At 61.4% G+C, this 14,112-nt stretch carries 19 protein-coding genes; 10 read left to right on the forward strand and 9 right to left on the reverse strand.

The features are described 5' to 3' along the window. Window positions 1-101: 101 nt before the first annotated feature. Together KW842_RS11985 and KW842_RS11990 are read right to left on the reverse strand one after the other, a co-directional pair. Complete coding sequence (locus KW842_RS11985) at window positions 102-326, reverse strand: glycine zipper 2TM domain-containing protein (protein WP_218304337.1); 225 nt, start codon at window positions 324-326, stop codon at window positions 102-104. Between the two features lie 107 nt (window positions 327-433). Continuing rightward, window positions 434-2,422 (reverse strand): AsmA family protein, encoded by a 1,989-nt coding sequence (locus KW842_RS11990; protein ID WP_218304338.1) that lies wholly within the window; start codon window positions 2,420-2,422, stop codon window positions 434-436. Window positions 2,423-2,550: 128 nt separating this feature from the next. Between KW842_RS11990 and KW842_RS11995 the strand changes: the two genes are divergently transcribed. The 6 genes from KW842_RS11995 (at window position 2,551) to KW842_RS12020 (ending at window position 5,588) form a co-directional block, all read left to right on the forward strand. Beyond that, window positions 2,551-2,940 (forward strand): DUF4398 domain-containing protein, encoded by a 390-nt coding sequence (locus tag KW842_RS11995; protein ID WP_218304339.1) that lies wholly within the window; start codon window positions 2,551-2,553, stop codon window positions 2,938-2,940. Window positions 2,941-2,960: 20 nt separating this feature from the next. Next, window positions 2,961-3,875 (forward strand): OmpA family protein, encoded by a 915-nt coding sequence (locus tag KW842_RS12000; RefSeq protein WP_229223649.1) that lies wholly within the window; start codon window positions 2,961-2,963, stop codon window positions 3,873-3,875. Window positions 3,876-3,904: 29 nt separating this feature from the next. Beyond that, entirely contained in the window at window positions 3,905-4,450 is a 546-nt protein-coding gene (locus KW842_RS12005) for a bacterioferritin (protein ID WP_218304340.1), read from the forward strand. A 62-nt stretch (window positions 4,451-4,512) separates the two neighbouring features. Continuing rightward, a complete protein-coding gene (locus KW842_RS12010; RefSeq protein ID WP_218304341.1) occupies window positions 4,513-4,815 on the forward strand; it encodes a YqjD family protein in 303 nt (100 codons plus the stop codon). Further along, window positions 4,815-5,198, forward strand: coding sequence for a phage holin family protein (locus KW842_RS12015; RefSeq protein WP_218304342.1), 384 nt, complete (start codon window positions 4,815-4,817; stop codon window positions 5,196-5,198). The genes KW842_RS12010 and KW842_RS12015 overlap by 1 nt, the downstream gene beginning before the upstream one ends. A 9-nt stretch (window positions 5,199-5,207) precedes the next feature. Then, window positions 5,208-5,588 carry a hypothetical protein gene (locus KW842_RS12020; RefSeq protein ID WP_218304343.1) on the forward strand — a complete coding sequence of 127 codons (381 nt, stop codon included), beginning with the start codon at window positions 5,208-5,210 and terminating at the stop codon, window positions 5,586-5,588. A gap of 25 nt (window positions 5,589-5,613) precedes the next feature. Here the strand turns inward: KW842_RS12020 and KW842_RS12025 are convergent, their stop codons facing one another. From KW842_RS12025 to KW842_RS12035, 3 genes are read right to left on the reverse strand one after another with little or no spacing between them, the layout of a single operon-like run. Then, window positions 5,614-5,937 (reverse strand): hypothetical protein, encoded by a 324-nt coding sequence (locus KW842_RS12025; RefSeq protein ID WP_218304344.1) that lies wholly within the window; start codon window positions 5,935-5,937, stop codon window positions 5,614-5,616. Between the two features lie 15 nt (window positions 5,938-5,952). Continuing rightward, window positions 5,953-6,105 (reverse strand): DUF3309 domain-containing protein, encoded by a 153-nt coding sequence (locus KW842_RS12030; protein ID WP_218304345.1) that lies wholly within the window; start codon window positions 6,103-6,105, stop codon window positions 5,953-5,955. Window positions 6,106-6,134: 29 nt separating this feature from the next. Then, on the reverse strand, window positions 6,135-6,575 hold the full coding sequence (locus tag KW842_RS12035) for a glycine zipper 2TM domain-containing protein (protein WP_218304346.1): 441 nt from the start codon (window positions 6,573-6,575) through the stop codon (window positions 6,135-6,137). Window positions 6,576-6,800: 225 nt separating this feature from the next. Between KW842_RS12035 and KW842_RS12040 the strand changes: the two genes are divergently transcribed. Together KW842_RS12040 and KW842_RS12045 are read left to right on the forward strand one after the other, a co-directional pair. Continuing rightward, window positions 6,801-7,115 (forward strand): BON domain-containing protein, encoded by a 315-nt coding sequence (locus tag KW842_RS12040; protein ID WP_218304347.1) that lies wholly within the window; start codon window positions 6,801-6,803, stop codon window positions 7,113-7,115. A 64-nt stretch (window positions 7,116-7,179) separates the two neighbouring features. After that, window positions 7,180-8,358, forward strand: a complete 1,179-nt coding sequence (locus KW842_RS12045) for an AI-2E family transporter (RefSeq protein ID WP_218304348.1) — start codon at window positions 7,180-7,182, stop codon at window positions 8,356-8,358. Here the strand turns inward: KW842_RS12045 and KW842_RS12050 are convergent. Together KW842_RS12050 and KW842_RS12055 are read right to left on the reverse strand one after the other, a co-directional pair. After that, window positions 8,344-9,207 (reverse strand): YihY/virulence factor BrkB family protein, encoded by an 864-nt coding sequence (locus tag KW842_RS12050; protein ID WP_218304349.1) that lies wholly within the window; start codon window positions 9,205-9,207, stop codon window positions 8,344-8,346. The two genes, KW842_RS12045 and KW842_RS12050, sit on opposite strands and share 15 nt — an antisense overlap. 49 nt (window positions 9,208-9,256) lie before the next feature. Further along, window positions 9,257-10,303, reverse strand: coding sequence for an OmpA family protein (locus tag KW842_RS12055; RefSeq protein ID WP_218304350.1), 1,047 nt, complete (start codon window positions 10,301-10,303; stop codon window positions 9,257-9,259). Window positions 10,304-10,601: 298 nt separating this feature from the next. Between KW842_RS12055 and KW842_RS12060 the strand changes: the two genes are divergently transcribed. Both KW842_RS12060 and KW842_RS12065 read left to right on the forward strand, forming a co-directional pair. Then, a complete protein-coding gene (locus KW842_RS12060; RefSeq protein WP_229223650.1) occupies window positions 10,602-11,231 on the forward strand; it encodes a winged helix-turn-helix domain-containing protein in 630 nt (209 codons plus the stop codon). 122 nt (window positions 11,232-11,353) lie between these two features. Then, a complete protein-coding gene (locus tag KW842_RS12065) occupies window positions 11,354-12,226 on the forward strand; it encodes a zinc-dependent peptidase (protein ID WP_218304351.1) in 873 nt (290 codons plus the stop codon). Here the strand turns inward: KW842_RS12065 and KW842_RS12070 are convergent, their stop codons facing one another. Then, window positions 12,227-12,727, reverse strand: a complete 501-nt coding sequence (locus KW842_RS12070) for a response regulator (RefSeq protein ID WP_218304352.1) — start codon at window positions 12,725-12,727, stop codon at window positions 12,227-12,229. It abuts the gene before it with no gap. Beyond that, entirely contained in the window at window positions 12,724-14,106 is a 1,383-nt protein-coding gene (locus KW842_RS12075) for an ATP-binding protein (protein ID WP_218304353.1), read from the reverse strand. Before KW842_RS12075 ends, KW842_RS12070 begins: the two co-directional genes overlap by 4 nt. Window positions 14,107-14,112 lie beyond the last annotated feature (6 nt).

The following is a 14,112-nucleotide window of genomic DNA, read 5'->3' on the forward strand; positions in this document are numbered from 1 at the left end:
CAAACGTCATTCCCGCGCAAGCGGGAATCCATGCGGTGCCTGCAAGCAAGCGGCCTATGGATTCCCGCTTGCGCGGGAATGATGTTCTGTTTAAGCGCTGATTAACGCGGTGGCTTTTGCACCTGATTGCCGATCACGCCGCCAACTGCCGCGCCGCCGACGGTGCCGACTGCGCTGCCGCCGGTCAGGACCGAACCGGCTACCGCACCAACGCCGGCGCCGATGGCGGTGTTTTTATCCTGGCCCGACATATTGGCACAGGCGCTCAGACCCAGGGTGGCCGCCAGTACGGCGGCGCTTGCTGCGATACGCTTGATGTTGTTCATGATTTTCTCCTCTGGCAGGGTAGACGCGGTATTGCGCCTGCTCCGATGGCTAAAGATTAGGCAAACTGTCGCGCCGCTTCCGTTCGCCACACCACATAGAAGAAAAATCAACGGCCAGTCTTGCCGGGCGGCGGTGCTACTGTTTTTCCGCCAACTTTTGCCATCAGCGTCTGGCAGCCTGGCGTTTCGCCGGGGCCGGTGCTGACCAGCGGCACGATGGCCACCACCGGCGCCACCACCGCCAGCGCCAATGCGCCGCCGGCGCGCAAGGCCAGCGTGCCCTTGTCAACGCTGACATCCGGCTGCTTGAAGGTGCCGCGCACATAGATCGGCGCGCGCAAGGAAATCACGCGTACCGATTTGGCGTCCGGCTTCAGTGTCAGGTCGAGTTTTTCGTTGCCCAGATTGACGGTGCCGTTGATGTCGATGCGGGCTTCCGAGGTATCCACCGCAAACAGCCGCGACTTCATCACCCCATTGCTGACGGCGAAGTCGGTCACCATGCAGTTCAGCTTGACCTGCTGGTCGCCCACCAGGCGAGTCAACACCACGCTGCCGATATTCAGCCCCATGGTTTCCAGCATCAGCTTGCTGACGCTGCCCTGGTTGATCACGCCTTTGAATTCACCATTCGACGAACCCAGCAGACCGGCCACCGAATTGCCGGTGGCGGATAGCGCGACGTCGGCGTTCACCTCGCCCACGGTGGCCTGCATGCCTTCAATCGACGGGAATAGCTGTTTCAGTTGCAGGTGCTTGGCGTCGGCCTTGAGTTCGGCGCGGATCGCGTCCGGGTTGATCTTGCCGCTGCCGTCCAGCATCACCTGCGAGGTGAAGCGGCCGCCGGCGATGTCGAAGTTCAGCGGCGTCAGCGCCAGCACTCCGTCCTTCATATGGATTTGCGTTTCCAGATTCTGAATCGGCAAGTCCTGATTGCGGGTAATGCGCGCCGCCTTGAAATTGACATCGGCGTCGATGGCGGTCCAGCGCTCGGTGCGGAATTTTTCTACCGGCAGTACCTTGTTGCCCGGCTGGCGCTGCTCGGCGCCGCGCGCCTCCTTGCTGGCGTTGGAGTCGGCGCCGATCAGCGGGCCGAGGTCGGACACTTGCAGCAGATTCGATTGCACGGTGCCGCTCAGCAGTGGGCGCGGCTGGCCGGTCTTGAATTCCAGCTTGCCGGCGATATCGCTCTGGCCGACCTTGCCGGTGAACCGATCATAGACCCAGCGGCTGGCGTTGGCGCCCAGGTTGCCGGTCAGATGGCCGGCGGTGGCGAAGGGCGGCGTTTCCGGCAGCAGCACGCCGGTCAGGCCGTACAGCCGCGCCATGCTGGGGCCGGACAGCTTGAGCTGCATGTCGATCGCCGCCAGCGAGGCCGGCTTGGTCAGCGTGCCCTCGAAGCTGATGCTGGTGCCGCCGACGTTGAGGCTGGCCGCCAGCGGGTAGGGCGAGACCTGCTGCAAGGCCAGCACCGCGCCAGCCTTGCCGCTGCCGCTGACATCCTGCTCGTTCCACTTGCCGCGCAGCTGCCAGCTGACGCCGTAGCGCTGATCGTCGATGGTATCAATGTCGGCGCGGGCGTCGACATGCGTCATTGCGTCGATATAGCGCACTGTGCCCTTGGTGAAAATCACGCTGTGCACATTGAGCTTCCAGGCCGATGGATGGTCGTCGCTGTGGAAGGTCCAGTTGTTGCGGCCGTCGGCGTCGCGCTGCAGCAGCAGCTGCGGCTGGTCGAAGCGCAGCTGCGGAATCTCGATGCGCTGGCGCAGCAGCGGCAGCGGTTCGATGGCAAACGCGAACTGTCCCACGCTGGCCATCTCGGTAGGCGCCCGCATGCCGCGCGGATTGCCGATGTGGACGTCGCGCGCCACCAGGTGCGGCATCGGCAGCCAGCTGCCTTGCTGGCGCCAGGCCAGCGCCACGCCGCCGCGTATCTCAAACGGGCGCTGGATAGCGTCGCTGATCTTGTCGTTCAGCCAGGGGCGCGCGCGGTTCCAGTCGACGCTGCTGAGCGCGACGGCGGCGACAAGCGGCACGGCCAGCACAACGGCGCTGACGGCAATCGCAATACGGGTACGGCGGGGAAGGGGCATTGTGGACCTGGGTTTTTATAGTTGCATCATTTTACACACTCCAGCTTTTTGTGCGTCACCGTACTGATGCTATCGCGACATCAGCCTATAACATCAACCGTACCATCCAATTTTTGAGGAGAAAAATAATGATGATGATGAACAGCCAATGGCGAGTGTTGTGCGGCATGGCCGTATTGATGGGCCTGACTGCTTGCGCCAGCGATAAGACTCCTGCAACTGCCGACGTCGCGGTGTCGCGCGCTCAAGTGGCGGCTGCCACCAGCGCCGGCGCGGCCGACCTGGCACCAGTCGAAATGCAGGCCGCCCGTGAAAAACTGATGCGCGCCAATCAGGCGCTGGCCGCCAAGGATTATAAAACCGCGCAAGACCTGGCGACGCAAGCCTCGGCTGATGCGCAACTGGCGCAGAGCAAAGCCAATTCGGCCAAGGCCACCACCGCCGCCGACGAGCTGCAAAACAATATCCGCCTGCTGCGCGAAGAAGTCCAGCGCGCCAACGCGACCAGCCAACAATAAACAATAAAGGAGTAACCATCATGAAAAAACTCGTTCTGCTGCCAACCGCTTTCGCCATGTCGGTGATGTTTGCTGCTTGCAGCACCACCCCAACCACCACCAGCCAGCTGGATCAGGCACGCGGCGATTTCATCGCGGCGCAAAGCAATCCGTCGGTGGCCGCCAACGCGCCGCTGGAATTCAAGGCCGCTTCGGACGCGCTGGACCGCGCCAATACCGCCGCCGCGAAGAAAGAGAGCCTGGACGAAATCGACAAGCTGGCCTACATCGCCAAGCAGAAGATCGCTACCGCGCAGGAAGCGGCCAAGGCCAAACAGGCTGAGGCGGATGTCGCCAACGCGGCCCGCCAGCGCGACGAGATCCGCCTGGAGGCGCGTACCGCCGAAGCCAATAACGCCAAGGCTGCTGCCGACCGCGCCCGCACCCAGGCAGAGCAAGCCAAGGCTGATGCTGACGCCGCCCGCGCCCAGGCCGACGCCGCTGCCGGTTCTGCCCGTGATGAAGCCGCCAAGAACGCCGCCCTGCAACAGCAGCTGGCCGACCTGCAAGCCAAACAGACCGAGCGCGGCATCATCATCACGCTGAGCGATGTGCTGTTCCAGGTTGACCGCGCCGAGCTGAGCGCCGAAGGCATGCGCACCGCGCAGAAAGTCGCTGACGTGCTGGCGCAGGAACCGCAAAGCATTGTGCAGGTCGAAGGCTTTACCGACAGTACCGGCACCTCGTCGCACAATCTGGAGCTGTCGCAACGCCGCGCTGAATCGGTGCGTAATGCACTGATCGGCCTGGGTGTTCCGAGCGCCAAGATCGGCACCCGTGGCTACGGCGAGGCTTATCCAGTGGCCAGCAATACCGACGCCGGCAGCCGCCAGCTGAACCGCCGCGTGGAGATCGTGCTGTCGCAAAACGGCGCGCCGATCGCCAACCGACGTTAATTTGACTCTTACTTTGGAAGGAAAGACCCATGGCTGAATCCAACCCCACCCATCCGGCAGGTATCGATACCGAAGCCATCCGCGCTGCTGCGCGCAACCTGGAAGACGGTCCGGTGACTGCGGGCTATCAGGGAAACCGCGAGGCCGTGATCAAGATGCTCAACGATGCGCTGGCTACCGAGCTGGTCTGCATCAATCGCTACAAGCGGCATTACTACACGGTCAGCGGGCGCGAGAACGCTGCCATCAAGGCGGAGTTCCTGGAGCACGCCAACGAGGAACAGGAGCATGCCGACTGGCTGGCCGAGCGCATCGTCCAGCTGAACGGCGACCCGGATTTCAATCCGGCGACGTTGCTTGAGCGTAGCCATGCCGAGTATGATGCGTCAGAGGACGTACAATCGATGGTGCGCGCCAACCTGATCGCGGAGCGCGTGGCCATCGAGGCTTATCGTCAAATGATTCTGCAAATTGGCGATACCGACCCGACGACTCGCCATCTTTTGACTAAAATCATGGCGGTCGAAGAGGAGCACGCGGACGATATGCGGGATATGTTGACCGAACACGGTTGATATCGGCCGCTCGCAATTTGCTGTACAGTTTTCACATCAACAACCAAAACAGGAGCTTTATCATGCTGGAACAAAACATCAGTACCGTGAATAACGACGTGAAAACTCTGGTTAAAGATGCCCAGGCATTGTTCACCGCCGCGACCGCGCTGACCGGCGAAAAGGCTGAAGAGCTGCGCGGCCGCGGCATGCGCGCGCTGGACACCGCGCTGGCCAAGGCCCACGAAGCCCAGGTCAGCGCTGTGGCTGCCAGCAAGGTCGCGGCCCAGCACGCCGACGAATACGTCAAGGAAAATCCATGGCGTTCGATCGCGGCGGCTGCGGGTATCGGCCTGCTGATCGGTGTCATTATCGGCCGTAAGTAATGGCACAGGACGACGGAACGCGTCCCCCAGGACTGATCGCCTCGCTGGGCCTGGTGGCCCGCAACGCGATCGGCCTGCTGCTCAACCGGCTGGAACTGGCCGCGCTGGAGCTGGCGCAGGTACGCAACCATGTGCTGCAACTGGTGGTGGTATTTGCGTTGGCGGTGCTGCTGGGCGGCTTCGCGCTGATCTATGCGTCGATCACCATTGTCTACCTTGCGTGGGCAGTGATCGGCTGGGTGATTCTGCCGATTATCACGGTGGTGTTCCTGGCAGTGGCGATCGGCCTGATCCTGTATGCGCGCTCGCTGCTGCGGAGTGGCAAACTGTCGCTGCCGGCCACCATGGCCGAACTCAAGTCTGACCGCGACATGCTGGTCTAAGGAGATGCCATGAGCAAGCACGAAGAAGAGGCCGCGCTGGCGGCCGAAAAACTGCGGCTGATACGCGAAGGCGAACTGCTGCGCATCAAGGTAGTGCATTCGAAGGCGCTGCTGGGCCAGGCGCTGCATCCGGACGCGCTGATGCATGGCGCCATCGATCATGCGGTCGGCTTGGCGCAAGCGCGTTTGGGCGGCCTGCTGCAACCGGGCGGCCTGAGTGCTGGTCTGGGCGGCTTGAATTTCAAGTCGGTCAGGTCGCTGATGCCGTACGCGCTGACAGTCGGCTCCTTCATTGCGCGCAAGCGCTTGATCAAGCCGGTGCTGATTGTGGTGGCGGTGGCGGGAGCGGGTGTCGGCTGGCTGTTAAGGCATAAGCGCACAGCGGAGTAAATGAAAAGGGGCCGAGGCCCCTTTTTTATTTGCCGGCGACCAGCTGCGGCACTTTGGCCATGTCGGCCTGGTAGGTGGCTTGCGCTTCCTGCAGGCAGCCGCTGCGTTCTGCGGCGGGCAGCTGTTTGCATGCTTGCCTGGCTTCGGCCAGCGCGGCGCCGATTTCCTTGCGCAGCGTGCGCGCCTGTTCGGCGCTGGTGCGGTCCGGTTGCGACCAGCGGGCTGGCTCGCCCTTGGCGATTTCCTGCTGTTGCAGCTGGACGTTCTGTGGCGGCGTGGTATCTTGCTGCGCGTGCGCGGCAGCTACCGCGCACGCCATCATCACGCCGGGGAGGATGCGATGATTCATGATGTTCTCCTGAGTTTATAGTCTGCCAGTGAGCAGCATAATCAACAGTATGACCACGATCAAGCCAGTGATGCCGCTGGGCGCGTAGCCCCAGTTGCGGCTGTGCGGCCAGGTCGGCAATGCGCCGACCAGCGCCAGGACCAGAATAATCAGAATGATAGTGCCCATGAAATTCTCCTTGTTGTAAGACTGCGAAATTAGTAGCGGTACAGGCGGCCGTCGATCAGGCGTACGCGGTTGCCAACGCGCAGATCGTAGACGCTGTCTTGCTGGATGATGCGGGTGTCGCCGTTATCCATGCGCACGCTGATCTGGTATTCCTCTTTGCCGGCGTTGCGGTTGCTCTCGACGTTGTTGCCGACCACCGCACCACCCACTGCGCCCGCTACCGTGGCGGCAGCGCGGCCGCTGCCCGAGCCTACCTGATTACCCAGCAGACCACCGATCAGGCCGCCCGTGACGGCGCCCACGCCGGAGCTGTTACGCGCCTGCATGATCTGGATCGAATCGATGGTGCCGTACGTCGAGGAGTCATTGCTGATGTAGCCGATCTGTTGCGGCTGCTGGTTGCTGGCGCAGCCGCTCAGTACGGCAGCGCCGGCCAGGATGGCGGCGGCAAATGTCGTTGAGCGTTTCATATTGTTCTCCTTGGAAAAGTGTGTGTCCAGCATAGACAGCCGCCAAAGCCGGGTCTGTGCGCTTACGCACGATGTTTCGCCGTGATGATTTTTGTACGCTAGCGTACAGAGGTGTGGTGTGAAAACGCGTTTAATGGCGACATCGGTAGCAGAGACGGCATACCAAAGCAAACGTCCCGCTGGCTGACAAACTCATTGTTTCTAATTACTCCAAGGAGAATCGCCATGAAAATCGCACATAAAATCGCTACTGCCCTGTTCACCGTATCGCTGCTGGGCGCCATGACCGGCTGCGCTTCGACCTCGACCAAAGAAGGCACCGGCGAGTATGTCGATGATTCCGTCATCACCACCAAAGTCAAGGCCAGCATCTTCAATGAGCCTACCCTGAAAACCACCGAAATCAACGTCGAAACCTTCAAAGGCACCGTGCAGCTGAGCGGCTTCGTCGCCCAGCCTGAAGATATCGCCAAAGCTGGCCAGGTGGCCCGTGGCGTTAAAGGCGTGACCGCAGTGAAAAACGACCTGCACGTCAAGTAATCCCCCTCTGGCTGGCGCGCAGCATGCTGCGCGCCAGCGCTCTTATGTGAGCCTTTGAGCTATCATGAACCAGCCTGTCGATCTTCCACGGACTCAAGCACAGGCGGTCAGCGCTGATGCTGAGCATCCGCTTCCTCTTCCTTCCCGCATTCCCCTGCATGTCAACGCGCGCGGCCTGGCGCTGGGCGTGATCGCCACCGTCGCCTTTATCTGGGCGCTGCAATGGTCGCGCGATTTCCTGGTGCCGCTGTTGCTGGGCATACTGATTACCTATACGCTCAGTCCGCTGGTGTGCTGGCTTGAGCGCTGGCGTGTGCCGCGCGTGATCGGTGTGACGCTGGTGACCGTCGCCATTCTCGGCGGTTCGGTGCTGGTGATCGACAAGGTGCAGGGCCAGTTCCAATCGATTGTTGAAGAATTGCCCAACGCCGGACACAAGCTGTCACGGCTGCTGTCCGAGCATTTGCATAGCGGTGGACCGAGCGCCTTGCAGCGTATTCAGGATGTCGCCACCGAGTTACAGCAAGCCACCACCGCCAGTGCGCAGGAGCGCCGCGCCGCGCGCCGCGCTGCCGCCAATGCCGCACCGTCGCAGTTCCCGGTGATGGACTGGATCTGGGCCGGCTCGATGGGTGTCATGGGCTTCCTCAGCCAGGCGACGATGGTGATCTTCCTGGTGTTTTTCCTGCTGCTGTCAGGGGATATCTTCAAGCGCAAGCTGGTCAAGCTGACCGGGCCGTCGCTGAGCAAGAAGAAAATCACTGTGCACATCCTGGATGACATCAATATCTCGATCCAGAAATACATGCTGATGCTGCTGGTGACCAATGCCGCACTGGCGCTGCTGATGTGGGTGGCGCTGCGCTGGATCGGCCTGGAAAACGCCGGCGCCTGGGCCATCGTGGCCGGCCTGCTGCACCTGATGCCTTACTTCGGTCCTTTGCTGATCATGCTGGCCACCGGTGTGGTCGCCTTCCTGCAGTTTGAGTCGCTGCAAATGAGTTTGCTGGTAATGGGTGTCTCGCTGGCCGTCGCCACGCTGATCGGCACCGTGGTGACTACCTGGATGACCGGCCGCTTTGCTCGCATGAACGCGGCGGCGGTGTTTGTCAGCCTGCTGTTCTGGGGCTGGCTGTGGGGCGTGTGGGGCTTGCTGCTCGGCGTCCCTGTGATCGTCATCGTCAAGGTGGTCGCCGAGCGGGTGGAGGGGATGGAAGTGGTGGCCGAGCTACTCGGCGAGTGAAGTCCCGCGCAAACTGCCCAGCTGCAAAGCATATTGTCTGGCAAATTCGGCGCCGAGGAAAAAAATCTGCGCCGAGTAATACACCCACATCAGCACCGCAATCAGCGAGCCGGCGGCGCCATAGCTGCTGGCCACGCCGCTATTGCCGATATACGCGCCGATCGCATATTTCCCCAGCGTGAACAGGGCGGCGGTGCCGATGGCGCCGATGGTCACGTCGTGCCACGACAGCTTTACCCTGGGCAGCATCTTGAAGATCACGCCGAACAGGGCGGCGATCACCAAAAAGCTGATGCCTATATTGAGCGCGGTCAGCACGATGCCGGCGTCGCCCCACAAACTGCCCCAGAATTTCTCCAGCAAGGTCAGCGCCGCGCTGACCACTAGCGACACCATCAGCAGGAACGCCAGCACCAGCACCATGCCGAAGGATAGCAGGCGGGTGCGGATGGTGTCCCATAGCGTCCCCGAATTCAGCGGCGGCACTTGCCAGATGGCGTCCAGGCTGGCCTTGAGCTCGGCAAATACGGTGGTGGCGCCAAACAGCAGCAGGGCGCCGGCGGCCAGCGTGGCCAGCCGTCCTTCCTCCTTGCTTTGCGCGCCAGCCAGCACTGCCTGAATGGCTTCCGCGCCTTGCGCGCCGACCAGCCCGCGCAGCTGCGCGAACAGCTCGCCTTGCGCTGCCTGCGGTCCGTAGAACCAGCCGGCAATCGCCAGCACCAGCACGATGATAGGCGCCAGCGAGAACAGCGTGTAAAACGCCAGCGCCGCGCCCATGCTGCTGCCGCGGTGTTCGAACCATTCAAGCACGGTGCATTTCAGCACCGAGAATATCGTTTTCTTTTGCATAATAAAAAAAGCCCCGCAACCGGAGTTGCGGGGCTGTTGTTACGGGGTTTTACTGGACGCGGCGTTCGATGGTGATTTGTTCCACTTCAACGCGGCGGTTAGGCTCCAGGCACTTGATCAGGTCGGCGCGTTTCTTGTCGCTGCACTCAACGACAGGATTCGATTCGCCTTTACCCACGGCGGTCAGACGGTTGGCTGCAACGCCTTTGCCGACCAGGTATTCCTTGACCGAATTGGCGCGGCGCTCGGACAGTTTCTGGTTGTACTTGTCGCTGCCCAGGCGGTCGGCGTAACCGGAAATGGTGACGTCGTTGATGCTGCTGTTGGCGTTCAGCAGGTTGGCGATCTCGTCCAGCTTAGGCTGGTTGGAGTTCAGCTTGGCGCTGTCGAACGAGAACAGCTCGGTTGCCGACATGGTCACCTTCTCGAAACGCGCTGGTGGCGGAGGCGGTGGTGCTGGCGGTGCTGGTGGCGGTGGTGGCGGTTCTGCCACTGGCGGCGCTGGTGGCGGAGCGGCTGGCGCTGGACGCGGTGGCGCGTTGAAGGCGATATTCAGGCCAACGGTTGCATAGTAGTTATTGCTCTTGCTGTTAGGGAAGTCTTCGCCACGGATGAAACCGTGCACGTTACGGATATCGGCTTGCAGCGCGACGCGTTCGTTCAGGTCAGCCTGGAAGCCCAGACCGGCGCTGACGAAAGGCGAGGTGCGCTTGCGTTCGATGTTGCCGAACAGGTTGGCCTTGTCGCGCTCTGCGCCCACACCCACCAGGATGAATGGACGGAAGGATTTGCGCGAGAACAGGTACAGACCGTCGACGCCCAGCGTCTCTTGCTGATAGCGCTGGCCGTTTTCACGGGAGCGGGCATAGGTGTAGCCGGTCTGGATGTCCCAGTTTTCGCTAACGGCTTTGCCGAATTTCAAGCCGGCGCCTGGGCCACGCTTGTCGACCGCCTGGAAGTCGCTGTCAGGCTTGACGCCGTTGACGCTAGGCTGGATGTACCACGATGGGTTGATGACCGGATCTTGCTGCGCCATGGCGGAAAACGACGCGCACAGTGCTGCGACGGCGAGGGCGATTTTTTTGGATTTATTCACAGGGTTGCTCCCGATTGTTTAAAAAGTTTTGCTGCCAGCAATGTTGTTGCATCGCTGTTGGAACCGAAGATTAGGTGACGGACCGCAGTTCTTCCGTTCGATACCGCACCAAACTTTGTGCTGTATCAAATTCGTCACATTTCCCGAAACTTATCTGAAACCCCTCTGTCCGAACATAAAGCTATAGATGCTTCGCTAATGTTCGTTGACGCACAGACTGTAGGGGCGCAAGCGGGCATTCTTAGTCAAAGCCGCACCAATTCAGGCAATTCAGGCATAAATTAAAGGAGTGATCCCCATGCACGCAGTCAGCAAACAACAATCCATGGTCCAAAACGAGATGAAAGCCTCGCCGGAGATGCAATCCACCACGGCACGGCTGGCGTTGATGGACCGCTCGACCCCGGCGCCGCTGGACCGCAAGCCAGCGCTGTCGATGGCGTCGATCGAGCGTGTGCGATCGACCTCGGCCACCTTGCGCCGCATTGAAAACATGCAAAAACTGATAGGCGAACTGTCGATGCACGAGATGCTGGCGGACGAAATCGCCTGGTTCCTGAAATTCTCGCCGTCCGGCGCCCGCAAATACATCCGCGACCTGCGCGAAGCCGGCGTGATCGAGCTGGCGCGCTATGTTGAAGGCACCGCCACCTATCTGGGCAAGGCTGTCTACCAGCTGACCCCTGATCCAGAGCGTATCGCCGCCTTCCTGGCCGCGATTGCCCAGCCAAAACGCGAAGGCGTACCGGTACGCAAAGAGCGCCCAGGCCTGCGCGAGCAAGCGATGGCAGGCAGCGGCCGCCACTTCCACATTCTGGCCGACGACACCCATTACGCCATCCGCGTCAACCGCGGTCCGGTGATGCGCGACCCGCTGGTGGCGGCGCTGTTCGGCAGCGCCCCGTCGCAGCAAAAAGCAGCAGAATAAACTTCCCCGCAGGGGTATCATCAAACAGCCGGCGCTTGCGCCGGCTGTTTGCATATTGGCGTATTGAAATGTTGATATGCAGCCCCACCTAGCTCATCAAGACAATACATGGACTCTGCGGCATGGAAGCTTTGATCTGGATCAGCCTGACGGTGCTGGTAGTGGCGCTGCCCTTGATATATCCGCGCTGGCGCTTGCGGCGGGCGCTGTCGCGGCCCTTGCCGCCGGAGGCGGAACTGATGTTGCAGCGGAATATACCGGTGTACCGCCGCATGAGTCCCGAGCTGCAACAGCAGTTGCGGCGCATGGTGGTGCAATTCCTGCATCAAAAGAAATTTATCGGCTGCGAAGGGCTGGAGATCACCGATGAAATGGCAGTGACCATCGCTGGCCAGGCCTGTTTGCTGTTGCTGAACCGCCCTAGCAAGGTGTATCCGGCGCTGCACACCATCCTGGTCTATCCCTCGGAATTCGTGGCGCAGCGCGCCGAAGTCGGGCCGGGCGGCGTGATCACGCCGGGCCGCCAGAGCATGCTGGGTGAATCCTGGGACGATGGCCGCGTGGTGCTGTCGTGGGACGATGTGCGGCGCGGCGCCGGCGACTGGACCGATGGCCAGAATGTGGTGCTGCACGAGTTTGCGCACCAATTGGACAGCGAATCCGGCCGCGCCAACGGTGCGCCTTACCTGGGTAATCCAGCCAGCTACCGCGAATGGTCGGAAGTGCTGTCGCGCGATTTTCAGAACCTGCGCATGCATGCCATGTACCGCCAGCCGACGGTGATGGACCACTACGGCGCCACCAATCCTGCCGAATTCTTCGCGGTTGCCACGGAAACTTTCTTCGAGAAACCATATCAGATGGCCGAGCACCATGCCGAGTTGTTCGCCGAATTCCTCAAATACTACCGGGTTGATCCGCGCCAGTGGATGTCGCCTCCAGCGCCACCACCTGCGCCGCCGGAACATCCGGCCAGCTACGCTTACGGCTGGTAGTTACAGGATGATGGAGCCGTCGTCGGTGCGCTTGACGTGCAGCAGGCCCGGCTCTTCCTCTTCCAGCCGCTGCGCCTCCAGATCCTGGGCGGACGGCGCCTTGCCCGCTTCGGCCAGCAGGCGCTGACGTTCTTCCAGTGCTTGCAGGATATTCTGTTCCAGCTCCGACTGCTGCCACGGCTTGGGGATGAAGCGGAATACATGGGCGTCGTTGATCGCTGTCATCGCAGTCTTGAAGTCGGTGGAGGCGCTCAGCATGATGCGCACCGTGGTCGGCGCCACGTCCTTCAGCGCTTGCAGGAAGTCCCCGCCGCTCATTTCCGGCATCATGAAATCCGATACCACCAGGTCGAATTCGCAGACGCAAATGCGGTTCAGCGCGTCGAAGGGATTGGTAAAGGTTTCGATCTGCGAGCCGGCCAGCGCCTTGCTCTGGCGGAGCGCGCGTTGCAGTGCGCTCAGCATGTTAGGCTCATCATCCACCAGCAGTATGCGGCTCATGTTTGCTCCTCGGTATGGCGTATCGGCAGCAGCACGCGGAAGCAGGTGCCGCGCCCCAGTTCGCTGTCCACTTCGATGCGGCCCTTGTGTTTTTGCACGATGCCATAAGCCAGCGACAGGCCCAGCCCGGTGCCCTTGCCGACTGCCTTGGTGGTGAAGAAGGGATCGAAGATGCGCGACAGCGTATCCGGCGCGATGCCGTTGCCGGTGTCTTCCACTTCCAGCTTGACGGTATGCTCGTCGGCCATGCCGGTGCGTAAGGTGATTTTACCGCGTTCGCCGCCCATGGCCTGCGCGGCGTTGACCACCAGGTTCAGCACCACCTGGTTAATCTGCAAGGGCAGGCATTCAATCTCCGGTATATCGCCATAGGCCTTGACCACGTCGGCGTGGTATTTGACTTCGTTGGCGACGATGTTGAGCGTTGAATCTATGCCCTGGTGCAGATCGGCGCGGCACCATTCCTGGTTGTTGTCGGCGCGTGAAAAATCTTTCAGATCCTCGACGATGTGGCGCACCCGCACCAGTCCCTCGCCGGATTCGCGCATCAGCGCCGGGATGTCTTCGCGCAGGAAATCCAGGTCGATGCGCTCGCGCATGGCGCGCAGCTTGCTCGCTACCGCCGGCTGGGCGATGCTGGATTCTGCGTCCTGGTAGGCGTCCAGCATTTCAAACAGCTGGCCCAGGTAGTTTTGCAGCGTGCCGACGTTGGAGAAGATATAGCCGATCGGGTTGTTGATCTCGTGCGCCACGCCGGCCGCCAGTTGGCCGATCGAGGCCAGTTTTTCCGCCTGCACCAGCTGCTGCTGGGCGGCTGATAGCAGATCGTTCAATTCGGTCAGCTGGCGGATATCGTCCTCCAGCTTGTCGTTGGCGTGGGCCAGCTGGGCGGTGCGCTTCTCGACGATGTGCTCCAGTCCGTCCCTGGACTTGCGCAGCGCGTTTTCGGCGACACGGCGTTCGGTCACATCACGCAGCGTTTCGATGGCGCCGACCACATTGCCGTCGACATCGCGCAGCGGCGCGGCGGTGAAGTGCAGCCAATGGCCGCTGGCGCCGATATTCGGGAAGAAGTCTTCCGACTCGTAGGCGCCCGGTATCAGCGCCGATGGGTGGGTATGGCCCGGATAGTGGGAGGCGATATTGCTTTCGCTTTCGCCGGTGAGGATCAGGTCGCATAGCAGTGGCCGTTCCTTGTTATAGAACGGCTGCCACTGGTTGCGGGTGCCGATCATGCAGGAGCGTGTCCAGCCCAGCAACTGCTCGCAGGCGCGGTTCCAGTGGGTGATCACGTGGTGGCGGTTGATGGCGAAGGTGGCGACCGGGTGGCCGTCAAAGAATTCGGACAGCGCGACTTCCGCCTGCGTGGGTAGTTTCATCGTGGA

The organism is Duganella sp. sic0402, from assembly GCF_019219065.1.
Taxonomy (GTDB): Bacteria; Pseudomonadota; Gammaproteobacteria; order Burkholderiales; family Burkholderiaceae_D; genus Rugamonas.